At 29.9% G+C, this 22,011-nt stretch carries 23 protein-coding genes and 2 tRNA genes; 22 read left to right on the top strand and 3 right to left on the bottom strand.

Annotated elements, in window-relative coordinates; all coding sequences use genetic code 11:
* Window positions 1–589: 589 nt before the first annotated feature.
* From ACKTTQ_RS16970 to ACKTTQ_RS16935, 8 genes are all read left to right on the top strand, one after another.
* Complete coding sequence (locus ACKTTQ_RS16970) at window positions 590–1,825, top strand: MDR family MFS transporter (RefSeq protein WP_093870305.1); 1,236 nt, start codon at window positions 590–592, stop codon at window positions 1,823–1,825.
* On the top strand, window positions 1,791–2,168 hold the full coding sequence (locus tag ACKTTQ_RS16965) for a VOC family protein (protein ID WP_113786878.1): 378 nt from the start codon (window positions 1,791–1,793) through the stop codon (window positions 2,166–2,168). The genes ACKTTQ_RS16970 and ACKTTQ_RS16965 overlap by 35 nt, the downstream gene beginning before the upstream one ends.
* A gap of 53 nt (window positions 2,169–2,221) precedes the next feature.
* On the top strand, window positions 2,222–2,548 hold the full coding sequence (locus tag ACKTTQ_RS16960; RefSeq protein ID WP_093870303.1) for a nucleotide pyrophosphohydrolase: 327 nt from the start codon (window positions 2,222–2,224) through the stop codon (window positions 2,546–2,548).
* Window positions 2,549–2,797, top strand: coding sequence for a hypothetical protein (locus ACKTTQ_RS16955; RefSeq protein WP_093870302.1), 249 nt, complete (start codon window positions 2,549–2,551; stop codon window positions 2,795–2,797).
* Window positions 2,798–2,802: 5 nt separating this feature from the next.
* Window positions 2,803–4,029: a 3-phosphoshikimate 1-carboxyvinyltransferase gene (locus ACKTTQ_RS16950; RefSeq protein ID WP_408049883.1), complete on the top strand. Its 1,227-nt coding sequence runs from the start codon at window positions 2,803–2,805 to the stop codon at window positions 4,027–4,029.
* A 72-nt stretch (window positions 4,030–4,101) separates the two neighbouring features.
* On the top strand, window positions 4,102–5,151 hold the full coding sequence (queA, locus tag ACKTTQ_RS16945) for a tRNA preQ1(34) S-adenosylmethionine ribosyltransferase-isomerase QueA (protein WP_093870300.1): 1,050 nt from the start codon (window positions 4,102–4,104) through the stop codon (window positions 5,149–5,151).
* A gap of 106 nt (window positions 5,152–5,257) precedes the next feature.
* Entirely contained in the window at window positions 5,258–6,295 is a 1,038-nt protein-coding gene (gene rlmN / locus ACKTTQ_RS16940; RefSeq protein WP_093870299.1) for a 23S rRNA (adenine(2503)-C(2))-methyltransferase RlmN, read from the top strand.
* Complete coding sequence (locus ACKTTQ_RS16935) at window positions 6,296–7,039, top strand: hypothetical protein (protein WP_113786881.1); 744 nt, start codon at window positions 6,296–6,298, stop codon at window positions 7,037–7,039.
* On the opposite strand, the gene ACKTTQ_RS16930 is transcribed toward ACKTTQ_RS16935, so the two are convergent.
* Window positions 7,036–7,551, bottom strand: a complete 516-nt coding sequence (locus tag ACKTTQ_RS16930) for a hypothetical protein (protein WP_093870297.1) — start codon at window positions 7,549–7,551, stop codon at window positions 7,036–7,038. The genes ACKTTQ_RS16935 and ACKTTQ_RS16930 overlap by 4 nt on opposite strands.
* A 68-nt stretch (window positions 7,552–7,619) precedes the next feature.
* Between ACKTTQ_RS16930 and ACKTTQ_RS16925 the strand changes: the two genes are divergently transcribed.
* A complete protein-coding gene (locus ACKTTQ_RS16925) occupies window positions 7,620–8,597 on the top strand; it encodes a polyprenyl synthetase family protein (protein WP_113786882.1) in 978 nt (325 codons plus the stop codon).
* A 123-nt stretch (window positions 8,598–8,720) separates the two neighbouring features.
* Here the strand turns inward: ACKTTQ_RS16925 and ACKTTQ_RS16920 are convergent, their stop codons facing one another.
* Window positions 8,721–8,987, bottom strand: coding sequence for a hypothetical protein (locus ACKTTQ_RS16920; RefSeq protein ID WP_408049882.1), 267 nt, complete (start codon window positions 8,985–8,987; stop codon window positions 8,721–8,723).
* A gap of 256 nt (window positions 8,988–9,243) precedes the next feature.
* Complete coding sequence (metK, locus tag ACKTTQ_RS16915; protein WP_408049881.1) at window positions 9,244–10,497, bottom strand: methionine adenosyltransferase; 1,254 nt, start codon at window positions 10,495–10,497, stop codon at window positions 9,244–9,246.
* Window positions 10,498–10,791: 294 nt separating this feature from the next.
* Between metK and trxA the strand changes: the two genes are divergently transcribed.
* The 13 genes from trxA to ACKTTQ_RS16850 all read left to right on the top strand — a co-directional run bounded on the left by trxA (window position 10,792) and on the right by ACKTTQ_RS16850 (window position 21,938).
* Window positions 10,792–11,109 (top strand): thioredoxin, encoded by a 318-nt coding sequence (gene trxA / locus ACKTTQ_RS16910; protein ID WP_093870293.1) that lies wholly within the window; start codon window positions 10,792–10,794, stop codon window positions 11,107–11,109.
* A gap of 108 nt (window positions 11,110–11,217) precedes the next feature.
* Window positions 11,218–13,770 (top strand): M1 family metallopeptidase, encoded by a 2,553-nt coding sequence (locus ACKTTQ_RS16905; RefSeq protein WP_408049880.1) that lies wholly within the window; start codon window positions 11,218–11,220, stop codon window positions 13,768–13,770.
* Window positions 13,771–13,835: 65 nt separating this feature from the next.
* Window positions 13,836–14,759: a DUF58 domain-containing protein gene (locus tag ACKTTQ_RS16900; RefSeq protein WP_408049879.1), complete on the top strand. Its 924-nt coding sequence runs from the start codon at window positions 13,836–13,838 to the stop codon at window positions 14,757–14,759.
* A 55-nt stretch (window positions 14,760–14,814) separates the two neighbouring features.
* A tRNA-Asp gene (locus ACKTTQ_RS16895) sits at window positions 14,815–14,888 on the top strand.
* A 90-nt stretch (window positions 14,889–14,978) separates the two neighbouring features.
* Window positions 14,979–15,052, top strand: a tRNA-Asp gene (locus tag ACKTTQ_RS16890).
* Between the two features lie 204 nt (window positions 15,053–15,256).
* Entirely contained in the window at window positions 15,257–16,531 is a 1,275-nt protein-coding gene (locus ACKTTQ_RS16885; RefSeq protein WP_408049878.1) for a tyrosine-type recombinase/integrase, read from the top strand.
* Window positions 16,515–17,171: a hypothetical protein gene (locus ACKTTQ_RS16880; RefSeq protein ID WP_408049877.1), complete on the top strand. Its 657-nt coding sequence runs from the start codon at window positions 16,515–16,517 to the stop codon at window positions 17,169–17,171. The genes ACKTTQ_RS16885 and ACKTTQ_RS16880 overlap by 17 nt, the downstream gene beginning before the upstream one ends.
* Before the next feature lie 95 nt (window positions 17,172–17,266).
* A complete protein-coding gene (locus ACKTTQ_RS16875; protein WP_408049876.1) occupies window positions 17,267–17,551 on the top strand; it encodes a helix-turn-helix domain-containing protein in 285 nt (94 codons plus the stop codon).
* A 39-nt stretch (window positions 17,552–17,590) separates the two neighbouring features.
* Window positions 17,591–18,583: a hypothetical protein gene (locus ACKTTQ_RS16870; protein WP_408049875.1), complete on the top strand. Its 993-nt coding sequence runs from the start codon at window positions 17,591–17,593 to the stop codon at window positions 18,581–18,583.
* 18 nt (window positions 18,584–18,601) lie between these two features.
* A complete protein-coding gene (locus ACKTTQ_RS16865) occupies window positions 18,602–19,336 on the top strand; it encodes a hypothetical protein (protein WP_408049874.1) in 735 nt (244 codons plus the stop codon).
* A 20-nt stretch (window positions 19,337–19,356) separates the two neighbouring features.
* Window positions 19,357–19,674 carry a phBC6A51 family helix-turn-helix protein gene (locus tag ACKTTQ_RS16860; RefSeq protein ID WP_408049873.1) on the top strand — a complete coding sequence of 106 codons (318 nt, stop codon included), beginning with the start codon at window positions 19,357–19,359 and terminating at the stop codon, window positions 19,672–19,674.
* A gap of 42 nt (window positions 19,675–19,716) precedes the next feature.
* Window positions 19,717–20,400: a recombinase family protein gene (locus ACKTTQ_RS16855; protein ID WP_408049872.1), complete on the top strand. Its 684-nt coding sequence runs from the start codon at window positions 19,717–19,719 to the stop codon at window positions 20,398–20,400.
* A 287-nt stretch (window positions 20,401–20,687) separates the two neighbouring features.
* A complete protein-coding gene (locus tag ACKTTQ_RS16850; RefSeq protein ID WP_408049871.1) occupies window positions 20,688–21,938 on the top strand; it encodes an OB-fold protein in 1,251 nt (416 codons plus the stop codon).
* Window positions 21,939–22,011 lie beyond the last annotated feature (73 nt).

Below are 22,011 nucleotides of genomic sequence, written 5' to 3'. Positions count from 1 at the left end.
TTGTAATAAAAAAGCTATTACAATTAAAAGGTAAATAGGTATCATAAACATACTTATATAATTTTTTCTATTTGTTTGTATTATTACTGTAAATGTTTCTTTTTAGTGACTTCTATCTATTTGGCGAAATTTACTTTATGTTTCATCTACACTTCAAAAATAGCACAACTATTCAAATTCAATTTACAATTTAAGTTGAAAGGTAAATTACTATCGACGAATTGAATACAATTACCTTTTAAGTCGAAATACCTTTCGATAATTTACATTAAATACTAGTTTTATTTTCTTTGACTCCCCCTTAACTAAATCAGTATTACTTATCTAAAATCAATATAAAGAAGAAATTAATAACCATCATTTGTAAAAGCTATTCCTTTTTTTTATAGTTTTACGGCATAATTATATAGAAAAATGACAATTTATAATACATATAAGCAATGTAAATCATCTGTTAGGCACAGAAGATATCGGGCTATTAATGTATTATGATTATATGAAAATAAAATATTACTATTATAAAAAGTCCGACTTCACAGTCGGACTTTTTACTTTTATATCACTTCCAAACAACTAAATTTATAACACTATGAAAAAATTGTACTTCAATTATTTAGACACATTTAAAGGCCTCTCAAAAGAAGTTTGGTGGCTGGCCTTAATTACGCTCATTAATAGAGCTGGAACAATGGTTATTCCATTTTTATCGTTGTATTTAACCAAAAGTTTAGAATTTACCAAAATCGATGTCGCTTGGATTATGAGCTGTTTTGGACTAGGTTCAGTAGCAGGGTCATGGTTAGGTGGTAAATTAACGGATAAAATTGGATACTATAAAGTAATGAAAGCTAGTTTGCTTTTAACAGGTTTATTATTTATAGCATTACAATTTGTTGATACTTTTTCAGGATTTTGTATTGGTATATTTTTAGTAATGCTAGTTGCTGATACTTTTAGACCAGCAATGTTTGTTGCATTAAGTGCCTACAGTAAACCTGAAAACAAAATACGTTCAGTAACTTTAATTCGTTTAGCGATAAACCTAGGTTTTTCAGCTGGACCAGCGGTTGGAGGAATTATTATTACCTCATTAGGGTATAGCGGACTTTTTTGGGTAGATGGTGTTACTTGTATTTTAGCTACTATTTTATTAATAAATGTATTGCATCCTAAAAAATCAAAAGTCGTTGATGAAGTAAAAGTAGAAAATCCAGTATCAGTTTTCTCTGATAAAGCTTTCTGGATCTTTTTTGTGAGTATGTTTATGTTCGGGTTTATATTCTTACAGTATTTTTCAACAATGCCTCTATATTATAAAGATGAACATCATTTGTCTGAATTAAAAATTGGTTTACTTCTAGGGTTAAATGGTTTTATCATATTTGCCCTTGAAATGCCTTTAATTGCGTGGCTGCAAAAAAGTAAATACTCAAAAGAGTTTTTAATGTTTTTTGGATTGTTTTTAACCGGCTTAAGTTTTTTAGTATTAAACCTTACTGGCTGGATAGGTGTATTAATAATAGGTATGTTACTTATGACTATTGGTGAAATGATAGCCTTTCCTTTTTCAAATGCATTTGTAATGGATAGAGCTAAAAAAGGAAATCAGGGAGAATATATGGCATACTATAGCATTGCTTTTTCAGCATCTCATATATTTGGTCATAATGCAGGATTACAATTAATTGATAAATTAGGTTTCGATAGTACATGGAGTATCATGACAGGCTTATCAATTGTAGGAATGTTAGCGCTTCTACTATTAATGCGTGTAATTAAAAAAGAAAAACATGAACTTAAACCAAGTAACTCTGCCTTCAACTAATGTTGATAAAGCAGTAATTTTTTACACAAAACTAGGCTTGCATCTTATTGTAGATGCAAGTCCTAGATATGTCCGTTTTGAATTACCTAATGGAGATAGCACACTATCTATTCATAAAGTTGATCACATTGCAACAGAAAATATTCCTATAATTTATTTTGAAGATGAAAACCTTGATGCTCTTGTAGAAAAACTACAAGAAAAAGGTATAGAATTTTCTCAGTTGCCTAAAAGTGAAACTTGGCTTTGGCGTGAAGCTCACCTAGAAGATCCCGATGGAAACAAACTTATTTTATATAAAGCTGGAAAGAATAGAAAAAATCCGCCTTGGAGAATTAATTAGCAGTAAGAAACTTTATATTTGAACTCTTAATAGAAGATTAAAAATACTATCTAATGAATATTCAAGACGCACAAAAACAAGTAGATGATTGGATTAAAAATCATGGAGTTCGTTATTTTAACGAATTAACCAATATGGCGCAATTAACAGAAGAAGTTGGTGAAGTTGCCCGAATTATTGCGCGTAGATATGGAGAACAAAGTGAAAAGGAAAGTGACAAAGAAAAAGATTTAGGAGAAGAGCTAGCTGATGTTATGTTTGTGGTACTTTGTTTAGCCAACCAAACAGGAATTAATTTACAAGAGGCTTTTGATAAGAAATTAGATATAAAAACAAAACGAGACCATAATCGTCATCACAACAACGAAAAACTAAAATAAATGAGTTTATTACAAAAAATACAACAACCAATATTTTGGAAAAACGTAGCCAAGGTTGCCATTCCTTTTTTTATAGTGGTAACAATTATTACGCTATTTATGAATAGCTGGCGTGATATTTTTGCAGGAAACTTTGATCTTGTTAACCAAACAAATTTTTCAGAAGGAAAATGGAAACAATTTTGGGGTTTCAAAATCGTACTAAGCTTTTTATATGGAATTTGGATGACTAACAAAAAAATGGCATAAACCCCATGAACTTACAACTAAACACAACAACTACAGCTTTAGATGCTGAAATTACTATTTCAGGTTCTAAAAGTGAATCGAACAGGCTATTAATTTTACAACAATTATATCCTAATTTACACATTGAAAACTTATCTGATTCTGATGATACTCATCACTTACAAGATGCTTTATCTTCTAAAAAAGAAATAGCAGATATTGGTCATGCAGGAACAGCTATGAGGTTTTTAACTGCTTTTTTTGCATCTCAACAGGGAGTTACAAAAATTTTACAAGGATCAGATAGAATGCATAACCGTCCTATTGAAATTTTAGTAGATGCATTACGCTCTTTAGGTGCTGATATAACTTATTTAAAAAAAGAAGGATATCCTCCTTTAAAAATTGTAGGTAAAGAATTAACTAAAAATACTGTTTCTATTAATGGTAATGTAAGTAGCCAATACATATCTGCATTAATGCTTATTGCACCTAGTTTAAAAAATGGCCTTAGTATTGAACTTGTAGGTAAAATTACTTCTGTACCTTATATAAACATGACACTTTCACTGCTACACCAATTGGAAATTGAAGCTAGTTTTAGTGGACAAAATATAAACATTTCTCCTAAAACTGCGACAAACAATCAAACTATCGTAGTAGAATCTGATTGGAGTTCAGCGTCTTATTTTTACTCATTAATTGCAATGAGCGCAATAAAATCAACAGTAAAATTAACTGCTTATAAAGAAAATAGTTTACAAGGAGATAGCTCTTTAGCTACTATATACAAGCATTTTGGAGTTACTACTCATTTTGAAAAAAACAGTATTATTTTAACCAAAAATGAAGCCCATATTAATGATACTCTTATTCAAGATTTAAAAAATGCTCCAGATATAGCACAAACAATTGCTGTAACTTGTTTTGGTTTAGGTATAGCTTGCGATTTAACTGGATTGCATACCTTAAAAATCAAAGAAACTGATAGATTAGAGGCACTACGTGAAGAACTTACCAAGCTTGGAGCATCTATTAAAGTTACCAATGAAAGTTTACATTTAAAACCTTCAACAAAAATTAATAAAGACATACAAATTTCAACCTATAACGATCATCGAATGGCAATGGCTTTTGCTCCATTAGCTTTAAAAACAACACTTGTAATAAAAGAAGCTAAAGTGGTAACAAAATCATATAGAAACTTCTGGAATGATATGAATAAAATAGGGGTAGATACTTGCGAGTTATAAAATAATACGTTATTAACTTGACAACGCCTATTTCGATATTGTATATTTGCCATCGTTTAGAAAATTTTACATATGAAGTTATCAAATTTTGAATTTGAATTACCAGAAGAATTATTAGCAGAATATCCTTCAGAACATAGAGATGAGGCTCGTTTAATGGTATTACACCGTGATACTCAAAAAATTGAACATAAATTATTTAAAGATTTAATCAATTATTTTGATGAAGGTGATGTAATGATGTTAAACAATACGAAAGTATTTCCTGCCCGTATGTTTGGTAATAAAGAAAAAACAGGAGCTCGTATTGAAGTATTTTTATTACGTGAATTAAATGCTGAAAATCGTTTATGGGATGTACTAGTTGATCCTGCTCGTAAAATCAGAATTGGAAATAAATTATTTTTTGGTAATGATGATAGTTTAGTTGCTGAGGTAATAGACAATACAACCTCTCGTGGTAGAACTTTACGTTTCTTATTTGATGGTTCTTATGAAGAATTCAGAAAAAAATTACTAGAATTAGGAGAAACTCCTTTACCAAAATATATAAAACGTGATGTTGAACCAGAAGATGAACACCGTTACCAAACTATTTTTGCAAAACATGAAGGAGCTGTAGCTGCACCAACTGCTGGATTACACTTTTCTAAACACTTAATGAAGCGTTTAGAAATTAAAGGAATTGATTTTGCAGAAATGACTTTACATGTTGGTTTAGGTACTTTTAACCCAGTTGAGGTTGAAGATTTATCTAAGCATAAAATGGATTCTGAAAAAATTATAATTCCAGAAGAAAGTGTTAGTACTATTAACAATGCCATAAACACAAAACGTAAAGTTTGTGCCGTAGGAACTACAGTAATGCGTACAGTAGAATCTTCTGTATCTTCTAGCAACAGATTAAATGATTACAACGGATGGACAAATAAATTTATTTTCCCTCCTTATGACTTTAGTATTGCTAATTGTATGATTACAAACTTCCATACACCTAAATCAACTTTATTAATGATGGTCTCTGCTTTTGCAGGTCATGATTTTATGATGGAAGCATATCAAGAAGCTATCAAAGAAAAATATAAGTTTTACACTTACGGTGATGCAATGTTAATTTTATAATTAACACAATAAATTATAACAGAAAACTGGTAATCAAAAATGGTTACCAGTTTTTTAGTTTAACTTTGCAACTAAATTTTAACAATCAATTTTCAATCTAATAGGTTTGAGTAAGAAAAAAGACATACGCGCATTAACTAAAGAACAATTACGTGATTTTTTTGTAAAAAATAACGATAAAGCTTTTCGTGGTAACCAAGTGTATGAATGGTTATGGCATAAAGTAGCCCACTCTTTTGATGACATGACTAATTTATCTAAAGAAACACGTAAGATGTTAGATGATAATTTTGTTATCAATCATATTTTAGTTGACACCATGCAACGCAGTAAAGATGGTACCATTAAAAATGCCATAAAACTACATGATGGTTTAATTGTTGAATCTGTTTTAATACCTACTGAAAAAAGAACTACTGCTTGTGTTTCTAGTCAAGTTGGTTGTAGTTTAGATTGTAAATTTTGCGCTACTGCTCGTTTAAAACGTATGCGAAACTTAAATGCAGATGAAATCTATGACCAAGTAGCTGCAATTGATAAGCAAAGTAGATTGTACCACAACCATAAATTATCAAACATTGTATTTATGGGAATGGGAGAACCTTTAATGAACTATAACAATGTTATTAAAGCTATTGATAAAATTACTTCACCTGAAGGATTAGGAATGGCTGCAAGAAGAATAACAGTATCTACTTCTGGAGTTCCTAAGATTATAAAAAAAATGGCAGATGATGAAGTGCGTTTTAATTTAGCTGTGTCATTACACTCAGCTATTGATGAAGTAAGAACTTCTATCATGCCTTTTAACAGTACTTTTCCTTTAAAAGATTTAAAAGAATCTTTAGAATATTGGTATGAGAAAACCAACAAAACAATAACCTACGAATATGTAGTTTGGAATGGAATTAATGATAAAAAAGAAGACATTGATGCCTTAGTTAAGTTTTGTCAATATGTTCCTTGTAAAGTTAATTTAATTGAATACAACCCTATTGATGATGGCGAATTTCAACAAGCTTCCGAAAGAGCTTTAAACAATTATATTTCAAATTTAGAAATGAATGATATTGTGGTTAATGTTAGACGCTCTAGAGGAAAAGATATTGATGCAGCTTGTGGACAATTGGCCAACAAATCGTAAATGATTTTTTCAAAAACACTCTTAGGTCAAACTTTACAAACCCTAGGATGGTTATTTTTTGCTATTTCATTAGGCCTTTTTTTAGATAGTAAATTTATTGCGGAACATTATTATCATAATACGCAACATATAATTACGCTATTAATTATTCCATTATTTCTCTTTTTATATTATAAAGCAACATCTAGAACAAGAGAACTTTTAATATACGCTACACTTATAGCAATTGTAGGAGAATATCTTTTTTCTAAAACTTTAGGCATGTATACCTATCGTTTGAAAAATATTCCACATTATATACCACCAGGACACGCAATCGTGTTTCTTTTAGTATATTATTTTAGCAGAAAGTCACAAGTAAAATACAATAGAAAAAAAATAGAAGTCTTTTGTACTTCACTTATTATTCCTTTTTCTTTATATTTTTTAATTCTTAAAAATGATATTTTAGGCTTTGTATGTACTTTTTTTGTTTTTTACTTTTTAAGAAAACATCCTAAAGAACGTTTATTTTTTCTAGTTATGTATTGTGTAGTAGCAATTACTGAACTTATAGGAACTAGTTTAGAATGTTGGCAATGGCCATCAGTTGCCTTTAATAAACTTAATTTCTTACCAAGTGCTAATCCTCCAGCTGGAATAAGTTTATTTTACTTTGGTTTAGACAGAGGAACTATGTCTTTTTATAAACGACGACATAAAGCAGCTTGGAAACGATTAAAAAAAGTGAGAAGTTTTAACTAATTTTTCTTTTTTAAATAAGCTCGCTGAACAACTGAAATAGGGTATCCATATACAAAGGGTATTTCCTTCGTTCCTTTTCCTGTAGTTATTTTATTTTTAGTTGCAGTAAATAAAATTTCAAAATCAACCTTATCATCTGTAAAAGCCAAACGACTAGTTAACATATTTCCTTGTACTTCAAAAAAACTATATAGAACATTTCCAACTACACGTACAGGTAAAATAATGCCATTATTTTCGTCAATATCAAAGATTCCTTTTATTTTATCTTTTACAACTAATGTATAATTTCTTGGTTGACCATTATACACTAACTTGTAATCATATTTTCCCTCTGTTTTAGTTTCTAACAAATGAAACTCCATAGGTATTTTTTGAACTCCTCTTTTGCTATTTATAGTTAAGTCTCCTTTATAAATTCCTAAAAAATCATCAGGAAATATTTTTGATGTTTGTGCTGAAATCGAAATTGTAAAAAATAAATAAAAAACTACTCCTAAAAAATGTTTCACAGTTATGCATATTGTTTATTCTTCAAATATAAACAATCCCTAATTTATTCTTACTTTTGTCCACTATTATGAAGCCAGTAGAGCAAATAAAACTTCCTATAGCAAAAGAAATGGAACTCTTTGAAACAAAGTTCAAAGATGCCATGTTGTCTAAAGTTCCATTATTAAACCGTATTACCTATTATATCGTTCGTCGAAAAGGAAAACAAATGCGTCCAATGTTTGTATTCTTAGTTGCCAAAATGGTTTCTGATGGCGGTTTTGATGAACGAACTTATCGTGGTGCTTCAGTTGTAGAATTAATTCATACTGCTACGCTAGTTCATGACGATGTGGTTGATGACAGTAATCGTCGAAGAGGTTTCTTTTCCATTAATGCTTTATGGAAAAATAAAATTGCTGTTTTAGTAGGTGATTTTCTACTTTCAAAAGGGCTACTTCTCTCTATTGACAATGAAGATTTCGATATTTTAAAACTTATTTCTATCGCAGTTCGAGAAATGAGTGAGGGTGAGCTATTACAGATCGAAAAAGCTCGTAAATTAGATATTACCGAAGAAATTTATTTTGAAATTATACGTCAAAAAACCGCTACACTAATTGCTGCTTGTTGTGGTATAGGTGCTGCTTCTGTTGGCGCAAACAATGAAACTGTACAACAAATGCGTAAATTTGGTGAATATATCGGTATCGCTTTTCAAATTAAAGATGATTTATTTGACTATACTGAAGACAAAATAGGAAAGCCAACAGGAATTGACATTAAAGAACAAAAAATGACATTACCTTTAATTTACACGCTAAATAACTGCTCTAAAAAGGAAAAAGCTTGGTTAATTAATTCTGTAAAAAAACATAACAAGAATAAGAAACGAGTTAAAGAAGTAATTACTTTTGTTAAAAATAATGGCGGATTAGAATACACTACTCAAAAAATGCATGATTATAAAAATAAAGCATTAGCTATTCTTAATAATTACCCTGACTCTACTTATAAAGATTCTTTATTGCAAATGATTGATTACGTGGTAGAGCGTAAAATTTAATTCCTTTAGCTATACCTTTAACTTTATTCCTGGAAAGTGACTTGAAATAAAATAGAAGAATGACTTACCTCAAGAAGGTATTGTTTTAATTTTAGATTGTTTTTTTTTAAATTTTAAAACGAATTAAGCTACTGCTCTCTTTTTTTCTAACCACGAATTAACTCCTCCTAATCGTTGTGCTTCATAAAAATTGGCTTCTTTTAAAATACAGTTTTCTGGAGATAAATTATTATCAATTTTTATAAATCGATATAAAACTAGCTTCAATATAGATTCTTTAACATCTTCATACGTAATATCGTTATTGCTATCAAGTACCTCTTGAATAAAATTTTCAATTCTATTAAATTTTGTATTAAATAATAACGCTTTAAAAACTACCTCCTCCATAATTAAGTATATTATATATACAAAGTTATTTATAAGGTTCTTTATTAAAAAGGTGATGTCCGCAGAAAATAATGTGATTTTCCGTAAAAATTCAAGTATCATTTTACTAGAAAAAGTGACAAAACAATCTATTTTATTATAGTTTAAAACTTAACTATCTAAAATATAAAAACAGCTTTTTAAAAATTATTTCTATAACAACAAAAAAGCCTCAGGAAATCCTGAGGCTCATTATATAGTTTTTTACTAAAAGTTATTACAAGTTAAAACTCTCTTTAACTTTAGCTACGTAGTCTAATTTTTCCCAAGTAAATAACTCTACGTCCATTGTTTTACTTTCACCATTTGGTTGAGTAAAACTTTTAGACACTACTTCATTTACACGTCCCATATGCCCATAAGCGGCTGTTTCACTATACATAGGTGTACGTAATTTTAATCTAGATTCAATTGCATGTGGGCGCATATCAAAAATCTCAGAAACTTTTTTAGCTACTTCACCATCATTTAAATCAACCTTAGCAGTACCATACGTATCTACAAAAATTCCCATTGGCTCCACTACTCCAATTGCATATGAAACTTGTACTAAAACTTCATCAGCTACACCAGCAGCTACTAAATTTTTAGCAATATGACGCGTAGCATAAGCAGCAGATCTATCTACTTTACTAGGATCCTTTCCTGAGAATGCTCCACCTCCATGTGCTCCTTTTCCTCCATAAGTATCTACAATAATCTTACGTCCAGTTAACCCTGTATCACCATGGGGTCCACCAATTACAAACTTCCCAGTAGGATTAATATGATATTTAATATCATCATTAAATAACGCTTGAATTTCTGGTGTTAATTGAGCTTTAACTCTAGGAATTAAAATCTCAACAATATCTTTTCTAATTTTTGCTAACATTTCTTCATCATCAGCAAAATCATCATGTTGCGTAGAAACAACAATCGCTTCAACACGTTGTGGTACATTATTATCAGAATACTCAATAGTTACCTGACTTTTTGCATCTGGACGTAAATATGCTATTGCATCATTTTCTCTACGTAAAACCGCTAATTCCTTTAATATTAAGTGCGATAAATCTAACGCTAAAGGCATATAGTTTTCAGTTTCTTTAGTAGCATACCCAAACATCATTCCTTGATCTCCTGCTCCTTGTTCTTCTTTACTAGCTCTATCTACACCTCTATTAATATCATCAGATTGTTCGTGAATTGCTGATAAAACTCCACATGAGTTTCCATCAAACATATACTCACCTTTTGTATATCCAATTTTGTTAATTACATCTCTAGCTATTTTTTGAACATCTAAATACGTATTCGACTTTACTTCTCCAGCTAATACCACTTGACCTGTTGTAACTAATGTTTCACAAGCTACTTTAGACTCAGGGTCAAAAGCTAAAAAATTATCTATTAAAGCATCAGAAATTTGATCAGCTACTTTATCAGGATGTCCTTCTGAAACACTTTCAGAGGTAAAAAAATATGGCATAATTTTCTTCTTTTTTATGTTGAATGAAAGAAGTTTATTTTGATTGCTGCAAAAAGAAGTAGTAGATACTGCTTTAGCATTTTTTAATGAGGTTGCAATCAGAACAAATTTCTCCTCTTATTATTATCGAACAAAAATAAAGATTATTTAGATACTAAAAAACAAACTAGCAATAAAAACTATTGATATAGTGATAATAAAAACTAATTTTCTTAAAATTGAAATGGCAAAATATTTGTTTACATTTGTAATAGTAAACGAGAAATAATAACCTCTAAATAAAAATATAATAGAATGGCATTAGAAATTACAGATGCTTCTTTTGAAGAAGTAGTATTAAAATCAGACAAACCAGTATTAGTTGATTTTTGGGCAGCTTGGTGTGGACCATGTAGAATGGTTTCTCCTATTGTTGATGAAATAAGCGGTGAATACGCAGGTAAAGCAGTTGTTGGTAAAGTTGATGTTGACGCTAACCAAGAGTTTGCTGCTAAATACGGGGTAAGAAATATCCCTACTGTATTAATTTTCAAAAACGGAGAAGTAGTTGACAAACAAGTAGGTGCAGCTCCTAAAAAAACATATACAGATAAAATTGACGCTAACTTATAGTAGTTAATTTTACTAATTATAAAAAAAAGGTTTAGCAATTGCTAAACCTTTTTTTTTATTTTTACTTTTTAAACAAACAACCTCAACACGAACTACTATACTTAAATTATGAATAAATACATACTCTCTTTAAGTTTATTGGTATTGTTTTTTTCTTGTAATAAAGAACAACAGCCCATTAATAAAAATATTGAAAAAGGTATTTCTTTAAACTTAGCTAAGCTTAGAAATAAACAAATAAAAGATGTTATTTATAATTTAAATTTCCATATACCATCCAAAAAAGAAGAAAAAATACCTGCTAAGGTATCTTTATCCCTCAATATAACTAACATAAAAAACGACTTAGTTTTAGATTTCAATGAAAAAACGAATCATTTAAAATCAATAATCGTTAATAATTCTACTAGTTCCATCCTACATAAAAATGAGCATATAATTATAAACAAAACTCTTTTGAAAGTAGGTAATAATAAGATAGTAATTGAATTTGATGCTGGCGAACTTTCTTTAAACAGAAACGAAGAATATTTATACACCCTTTTAGTGCCAGATAGAGCAAGTACTTTATTTCCTTGTTTTGATCAGCCAGACATTAAAGCAATTTACAATTTAACAATTACAGCTCCTAAAGACTGGAAAGTACTATGTGGTGCATTTGAAAAGAATGTAATTCCTAAAGGTGATTTTACAGAACATAACTTTAAACAAACTGATAAAATGAGTACTTATTTATTTTCGTTTGTTGCGGGTAAGTTTAACGAAGAAATTAAAAACCCTGGTGCATTTCCTATGCGCTTTTTATATAGAGAAACAAACCCTAGCAAAATAAATGAAAGTTTAAATGCTATTTTTTCTATTCACCAAAACTCATTAAACTTTTTAGAAAAGTATACTAACTACAGTTTTCCTTTTCAAAAAATGGATTTCGCAACCCTCCCTCCTTTTCAATATGGTGGTATGGAACACACTGGGGCAATTCAGTATAGAGAAAACTTACTTTTTTTAGATGAAAACGCTACACAAACTCGTAAACTACGTCGAGCAAAATTAATAGCGCATGAAACTTCTCATATGTGGTTTGGTAATTTAGTTACAATGCGATGGTTTAATGATGTTTGGATGAAAGAAGTTTTTGCAAATTTCATGGCTGATAAAATCATGAACCCAGTTTTTCCTGAGGTAAATCATGACTTAAATTTTATGATGTCTCATTACCCTAGTGCATATTCAGAAGACAGAACCAAAGGTACTAACCCTATTCGTCAAAATTTAGACAATTTAAAAAATGCAGGTTCATTATATGGGAGAATCATCTACAATAAAGCTCCAATTATGATGCGACAATTAGAATTACTAGTAGGAAAAGACAACTTTCAAAAAGGAATTCAAGAATACATTACTACTTATGCTAATAGTAATGCTGATTGGAATGAACTTGTAGCTATCTTTGATAAAAACTCATCTAAAAACATTACTCAATGGAGTACTATTTGGGTAAATTCATCAGGACGTCCTATTATATCTGATGCTATTAACTATAAAGATGGAAAAATAGATTCTTTTACTGTTAAACAAAAAGCAGAAGATGGTTCGTCTAATATTTGGGAACAATCATTCTCAATTGGTTTAGTATACCCAAATGAAGTAAAAATACTTTCATGTAATTTAAACAATCAATCAATTACTATAAATGAAGCTATTGGACTTCCTAAACCTTTAGAAATAATATATAATTATAATGGTTTTGGTTATGGTATTTTTCCTTTTAACAACGATGCTATTTTTTTAATTAAAAACGATATTGCTAGAGGGCATAGCTATATTAATTTATTCGAAAATATGCTTTCTGGAAAAACTCCTATCAAAACAGCCATGTATTCTTTTTTAGCAGGATTACGTTCAGAAAAGAATGAATTAATACTCAATTATATTACCAATAGTATCAATACTATCTTTTGGAAATTTTTAAATGAGAATGAACGTATAGAAACTGGTACTAACTTAACCAAAATGATTACTACCGAATTATCAAAATCAAATTCTAAAAACATACAAAAGACACTATACAATTTACTTACAAAAGTAGCTTATCAAGAAAGAGGTACTGCAATTTTATATAGATTATGGAGCGGACAAGTTTCTACAAAAAACTTTACATTAAATGAAAGTGAGTTAACGAGTTTAGCCATGAAACTAGCAATATATAAGCATCCTGAATCTGATATAATTTTAGCTAAACAACTTGAAAAAATTACTAATAAAGATAAAAAGGAACGTTTTACCTGGTTACTTCCTTCTCTTTCTTCAGATGAAAAAATTCGTGATAATTTTATGCATTCCTTAAAAGAAGCTAAAAATAGAGAAAAAGAATCTTGGGTTACAGCTGCTTTAACTAATATTCATCATCCTCTTAGGCAAGAAAGCGCCACTAAACACCTAAAAACATGCTTAGAACTTTTAGAAGAAATTCAATTAACCGGTGATATATTTTTCCCAAAAAGATGGTTAACAAGTTCTGTTGGTAATTATACATCGAAGAAGGCACACTCAATAGTTCAAGCATTTTTAAATGACAATCCAACTTACAATCCTATATTATTAAAAAAATTATTAATGGTAGTTGACACAATGGACAGAGCACAACAAATAAAAAAGTAACTTACTTAAAAGATATAAACTAAAAGGTTTGGCTATTGCTAAACCTTTTTTTATTTTCGATACTTATGATTGATTTAAACAACTCTCTTTCGTCAGAAATAAAAAACCTTGAACTACACGCCAAACAAGTAGTAGAAGGCTTTATTACAGGGATGCATAAAAGTCCTTTTCATGGGTTTTCTGTGGAATTTTCAGAGCATAAATTATACAATAAAGGTGAAAGTACTCGGCACATAGATTGGAAACTTTTTGCTAAAACAGAAAAGCTATACACTAAGAAGTATGAAGAAGAAACAAATTTAAGATGCCATATTATCATTGATAATTCTGCATCCATGCACTATCCTATTATTGAAAAACAAACTATCAATAACCTTAATAAGGTTGGTTATTCAGCAGTTGCCAGTGCATGTTTGATGGATATCTTAAAAAAACAACGTGATGCAGTAGGTTTAAGTATCTATTCTGACAAATATGAGTACTATGCACCTGAAAAAGGAAGTGAACGCCATAGGAAGATGATTTTAAACCAATTAGAAACATTAATCAATTCAACTTCAAAATCATCTACCCATACTTATGAATATCTACACGAGATAGCAGAGAAAATTCATAGACGATCTTTAATATTTTTATTTACCGATATGTTTCAAACAACTAAAGATAATGAAGAACTTTTTGATGCTCTTAGACATTTAAAACATAATAAACACGAAGTAGTTTTATTTCATACGTATGATAAAGAATTAGAATTTTCGTTCAATTTTGGAAATTCACCCAAAAAATTTATTGACGTAGAAACTGGAGAAGAAATAAATTTATACGCAGAAAATGTACAGCAAAAGTATACAGAATTAACAAACGTTTTTTTTAAAAACTTAAAGAACAAATGTTTACAATACAAAATAGATTATATACCTGTAAACATACATGAAGGCTACAATGACATACTTACGTCTTATCTTATTAGTCGTCGAAAATTTTTATAAAATTTTCCTTTTTTAATTAAAATAAAGTTATATATTTGCATCCGCTTAACGCAACGGTCTGGTAGTTCAGCTGGTTAGAATACCTGCCTGTCACGCAGGGGGTCGCGGGTTCGAGTCCCGTCCAGACCGCGAAAAGTTTCTCTTACTTAAAGAGACGTTCTTTATAAAATATTTGTAAATAACAGAAGTAATTCTATATTTGCAATCGCTTTAAGCAACGGTCTGGTAGTTCAGCTGGTTAGAATACCTGCCTGTCACGCAGGGGGTCGCGGGTTCGAGTCCCGTCCAGACCGCTAAAGGGTTTATCGAAAGATAGACCCTTTTTATTTTCCTTAATGTTTTCAAAGGGTTAAGCCAATATAAACAGTTAAATTAGATTAAAAGAAATTAACTTAAAGTAAAAAAAAGCGTCTACTTTTTGTCCATATAACTTTTATTAAGGTGTCTACTTTTTGTCCACAAGCCTAAATTTTATTATTTTCATTAAAATTTAAAAAATGGCTAGAATAAGTTTCATTCTTAAAGACCCTAACTCAAAAATCGCCACCCCTATATTATACACTCTTACCTATTCAGGTCAAAGAGTAAAAAGTACAACTAAACAAAAAATTAAGCCTTCAGCTTGGAACAAAAATTCTAAATCTATTAAAAAGAACAGGACAGAATACAATTTTGTTCAAGAAGAGCTAGACAGAATAGAAATCATCATAAAAAGTACAATAGCAGATTTAAAGAAAAAATATAATGGCTTACCAAACAAAAATGAATTAAAAAATATTTTAACCACTAGATTATTTAAAGAAGACAGAAACCTATCAGAGATGTCATTTTGGACTTATTTTGAAGACTTTAAGAACAAGCTAGAAAACAAAAAGAATACAAGAACAGGGAAACCCATAAGCAAAGGCACTAAATGTAGCTACAACCAAACGTTTAATCATCTTAAAAATTTCGAACGTAGTACAGGAAATACAGTTTCTTTTTTAACACTCAGCAATGAGCTATATGATAATTTAATCGAATACCTCGAAAAAGAACTAAACTTAAGCTCCAATACAATAGGTAAACATATTAAAAACATCAAAAGTCTTATTAATAATGCAAAATTAGAAAGAGGAGTTCAATTACCATTATCTTACCAAGAAAAATACTGGCGTGTTCATAAAAGAGAAAAAACCGCCAATGAAATTGTTTTTCTTTCCGAAAAAGAACTAACTGAGCTTGAAGAATTAGATTTATCGAATAACCATACAATGGACAAAGCTAGAGACGTACTTCTTCTAGGTTCATGGACAGGTTTAAGAATTAGTGATATTTTTAGAATAAGAAGAGAAAATATCGACTTAGAAAGAAATGTAATAAAAATCAGAGTTGAAAAAACAGATAGACTAGTTGTCACTCCTATTCATCCAATAACTTTAAAAATTTTAAAAAAGCATAATTTTTCAACACCCGCAATATCTGCCCAAAAAGTTAACGAAAACATCAAATTAGTATGCAAAGAGATTGAAACTTTAAACAATGAAATTACTATTTCTGAATTAAAGGGAGGTCAACTAAAAGAAATAAAATATCAAAGATTTGATAGAGTTTCAACTCACACAGGGCGCAGGTCATTTGCTTCTAATATGTATAGACGAAAAGTACCTATTCAACAAATAATGGCAGTAACAGGACACAAAAAAGAAAAAGACTTTTTTAAATATATAGGTATTTCTAAAGAAGAATTATCTGAAGGACTTTCAGAATTATTTAATGAATGGTATAAATAATATTTCTATGTTAAAATGTGAAGACCTCAATAATCTAATAAATTTCTTTGAAGATATAAGAAATACCGAAGGAAGTTACATCCTTTCAATGGGGAATAAGTCCGAACAAGGTTTAAGACTATCATTAAAATATGCTATAAGTCAGATAAACGCATCGCTACCTATAATGTTTGAAGAAGATAAGTTAGACTGTTGCAACAAAATATTAAATACCATAGATCAAATTTTTACAGAAATAAACACTAAAGAAAATCAAGAAATTCAATTTAAAATTCTGAATCAATTAAAAAAGGAAGTCTTAAAACATGTAAACACTACTGATTTTAAGGTAAAAGATTTCGATTTTACTATTTTCAGGGGGCAGAAAGAATTTATCTTTTTCATTAACACCCTTAGAGAAGCTAATGTAATAGATAACAACTCCAAACCTCTTCCAAAATTTCAAGCACTAAGTAAAGCTGTATTTGACAATAAAAATTATAAAGAACATATTTTTACTTATGATTTAGCAATGAAAACATTTGTTTTGTTCCTAAATAACACTTACGGGACTCGTATAAATACTGATTCTATGTCAAAAGGATTTTCTCACGAGGAGTTTGTAGAAAAGTACTTTAATAAAAATTTTACCCGTAATTAATACAATTTAACGGCTCCAAACACATCCAAATTTTACCCAAACTACTTAATCGTTAATATCAATTAATCTTGCCTTAAAGTATAAAAACATATTTTATGGCACATAATATTATACAACTACAAAATATAGATATAAAGGAGTTAAAACAAATTGTTAGCTCCGTATTTAAAGAAGAAATTAGCAAAATCAATAACGAAAAATCCAGTATTAATGATGAATTATTATCAAGAAATGAAGCTGCATTCTTTTTAGGCATTAGCTTACCTACATTAAGAAGTTATGTTAAACGAGGAGTGATTTCAGAAAAGAGACTTGGTTCTAAATTATATTACAGCAAAAAAGAACTTATCTCTTCAATGGTAGATAGCAAGAAAAGCTAACAAAAAACTACCATGAACACCTCACTTCTATATAACAATATGAAACCATTTCCAAAAAATGGAAATTCAATAGGCGTAGATAAACTTGTTTTTGACCTACCCTATTCTATTAGCTTAGACAACAAGCTAAAGCTAACAAATAAAATACTAAACGTGTCAGACGACACTGGAACTGTTAATTATAGCACAGGAAAACTAGCGAACAACAATAATATAGAAGTAAGGGTTTACAAAAACTACATACGCTTTACACTTAATCCTGTAATGGAAATTTATGGAAGTAATTTTTATACACTAAGAAAAGAGGAACTACGGAATTATCTGCTAGAGTTACAAGAGAAATCAGAAATAAACCTCTTCAACGGAGCAATTAGACGACTAGACTTACAAACTACAGCTAGAATGTCACACAATCCTGCTTCTTATTTTGAAGTACTTGGTAAGCACAAACACTTAATGAAAAGTACTCCTTTTAAGGACACATTATACTACAATTCTATATCCAAGTACAAAACACTATTATTTTACAACAAGTCTAAAAAAGAAAGAAAGAATAAACCTATAAAGTTTAAAGACGGGGAATATTTAAGGTACGAGGCTCAATACCACAACAAGTTCCTAAAGGAAATTGCCAAAAAATTAGGAAAAAAGACTCTTACTCTCCAAGATTTATTTGATGACAAAATTTACAATAAACTTATACAGTACTGGTACAATGATTATAAGGAGATTTACAAAGAACAAAAAACAATGTTTATTCCCAATAACATTAACAAACCATCAGATATAGATAAATTACTAGCTAGTGAAGGTATTAAATCTATTGGTAATGTTGAAGAAACTTGTAAAATGATTGATGCAGCATTGGCTGATACAAATAAGAATGCTTCATTTATAAGTAAGGTAAAAAGCAGAGTAAAAAGTATAGCAGACAATGAAAAGGCAATTATGGAAACTCCTTTTTTAGAGGAACTTGAAAGTAAAATAACACAAGCATTTAAAAACACAACCAACTCTTTCATTAAACCTTAAAATTTCGTATCTTTAGTAATGATAAAAGATACAACTATTATAACAGCTCCGTTTGTACATACAGCGGAGCTGTTAAAGCAAAATTACCTCTGTATTAGCGTAACAGGTAAAGTTTACGGGGATTATACAGGAAAAGAAAATATAAAACGAATAAGAGGCTTAAACACCTATAGGTTCTATTACAATCAGAAAGCTAAAGATTACTACGCTTGCTATCTCTTGTATAAAGACAATCTTGAAAGATTAGGAATAAAGCGAATACAAACTACCATTACCTTCCTCCTTGTTAAACACAACAAATCTAAAGTAGCTCTACTAGGGTACGGATTAAATAATGAGTTTTGCTACAGACACATTTTAAGCTTCTATTTAGCTCAAAACAACATTAGTGTCACGGAACTAACAAAAACCTCTCTAACATCTCAAAAACAGCTTTGGAAATGTGACGAGTATAAAATTAGAGGGCATTATAATTTGACCGATGAATTTGTGGGAAAAACACTAGAATCTTGTGAATGGATTTTTGCTAAAACAATGCCTAAAAATCCACATTTCTATACTTTAAGAAAGAAATTCGGTAATAATCAACTGTTTTTACACTTAGTCTCACATATTCGATTTTTCGGAAAGCCTGAGGTTTTTGACGGCATTCTATACAGAGTATTTTACTACAATGGTTATAGATACTGGGAACATCCTATTGATATACTAAATGAGGATGTAGATTTAATCAATCGCAAAATTTTGGAGTAACACAAAATAAACTAGACAAAATGCAACATTTTTCACAAAACTTAAATTTTAACGAAAGTAATTTATCTACAAGAATTAAGAAAAAAAATATGGTTAAGGCTATGTACATGACATACAGCAACGTTGCTAGGTCATGCAAAATTGTAGGTATTAATCGTTCTACTCACTATAGATGGATTAAAAACGATAAAAAGTATATGGCTGCAATTGATGAAGTAAACGAAATACGATTAGATGAATCAGAAGCAGCACTTTTTAAATTAATAACTCAAGGTAATACTAAAGCTATCAAATTCTTTCTATCGACAAAAGGAAGACATAGAGGCTATCATTCATAGCGTTAAAACTCACAAACGTCCAACTAAGAAACGTTACAAAAAATGATATATATAAGTTACTATAGAGTCAGCTCCATCAAACAAGGGAACTCGGGTTTGGGGTTAGAGGCTCAAAAATCAGCTGTAAGCCATTTTATTACTTCAAATGATGAATTACTATGTGAATATCAAGAAATCGAAAGTGCGAAGCTAGATAAACGTCCTCAGCTTCTTAAAGCTATTGAACATTGCAAATATGAAAATGCGACTCTCTTAATAGCAAAATTGGATAGACTCTCTCGTAATGTTAAGTTTATATACATGCTAAAGGAAAGCAATGTAAACTTTGTTTGTGCTGATATGCCTGATGCTAATTCACTAACAATTGGAATACTCGCAGTATTAGCACAAGAAGAAAGAGAGTTAATCAGTAAACGAACAAAGCTAGCATTAGCAGAGTTAGTGAAAAAAGGTGTCAAACTTGGTTCTCCTCAAAATCTAACCGCAGAAGCCCGACAAAAAGGAACAGAGGCTATAAAAAGAAATGCTTTAAACAATTCACAAAATAAAATGGCTACACTTGCAATTGTCGGACTAAGAGATAATCAAAATCTCAGCTATAGAAAGATTGCAAATCAACTCAATGACAATGGGTATAAAACTAGAAGAGGTAAAGAATTTTCAGCTTCGCAAGTTTTAATACTTTATGATAGATTTAAAAATCAAAGTTTAGCAATTAATTCGTAATTTTGATGTAGTGCAAAATTTAATTTGTACTAAAACAAAATATATAAGAGTATAAAAGAACTCTTGAAAAATATTAATTAGCGTTAGCTATTTATTCTTGTAACTGAAAACTGGTAATTTAAAGATACACGAGATGAATAGACCTAATGCTCATGCTTTGGCGTGGGCTTAGTTTATTTGTGTATCGGGTATACCAGTACCTCAGTTGCAGTAAGCTACAGTACCCACGCTTTTTTCTGTAATTTAACCATAGCTTTTGGGACTGAAGCTCTTTAAAATTCAGTTCTATGAACACAGTTAAAAAAATTGTTTCTGTATTATTTTTATTATCAGGCTTAGGTGGTCTTATTCGTAAAGATTTTATTCCTGCTATTTTATTCATTCTTTTAGGGGTACTACTCTACCCAACGATTTCTTCCAAAATTAAAGAGAGTTTTAAACCTTGGAACAATAAAACTCTTAGATATGGAGCCTACTTATTAATATTTATTATTTCAGGAAGTTTTATAAACTCTAAAAACAACTCTTCTACAACATCTACTAATTCTTTTATATCAAGAATTAACTCCTCTAAGTACTCTGACTACAATCAAAAAACATTAAAAAACGTAAAACAATTACCTGACAGATTTAAACAGCTACGAGAAAATACTTTAAGCAATTTAGAATCTACTCAAACTTATAAAACATTAGTAACTGATAAAGTCGTTTCCATTGAGTACCTTCCTCTCCTTACTTTATTAAACAATGGAACAAGAGCTATTTACAAGGATAGTAAAGGCGAAGAAGCATTTACATTAGAAGAACCTTTGGTTAATCAAGTTGAAAAATCCGAAAATGGTTCTGATAAAATGAAGTTTGTTATTTCTACCATTCAACTAGCAACTCCAAATAAAGGGGGTATACCTGCTGAGGTGGTTGAAGTTTTCGATAGATATAAGAAAAAGTATAGCTTATTTGGCAAACCTAGTAAAGTATACAACTCAGAAACTAATCAATCAGAAAGCATTGAAAAAGCATATGATATGACAGGAGTGTTTACTTTACTTCAACCTAACAACGAAACATTCTTAAACAAGCTATATGAAGCTAACAATTCGGTTAGCTCTTGGTTTCCTTTAAAAAATAACCAAACTCATTCTTTCCCTTTTATATCAACCTTAAAAGGATACACAAAGCATGTTAGAAAGGTTTATCCTAAAAGTTCGTATGTGTTAAACGTAGATGCAGAACTTACGGCTAATCAATTATACAGAGCTTATAATGAAAACGAAATAGCTGCTGACAAAAAGTATAAAAGTAAAAAACTAGCCATTACAGGCATTGTTTCTGACATAAGTGAAGTTTGGGGTAAAGTTAGTGTGGATTTAAAAGTTGGTAGTCGTTATGATTTTACTACAATTAAATGCTCCATTAATGATAAAAACGTTGTAGCTGCTTTAAGAAAAGAGCAAAGAATTACAGTTATTGGTATTTGTGATGGCTTAACCGCTAATTTATATATCGGATTAAATGATTGCAAAATATGGGGTAAATAATTAAGTTATTGATTTCTTTTAATAAAGCCTCTTTTTACAGAGGCTTTTCTTTGTAATTAAATTAATTATACTT

This window comes from Tenacibaculum halocynthiae, from assembly GCF_964512825.1.
Lineage (GTDB): Bacteria > Bacteroidota > Bacteroidia > Flavobacteriales > Flavobacteriaceae > Polaribacter > Polaribacter halocynthiae.
This window is presented reverse-complemented; position numbering and strand designations above follow the sequence as displayed.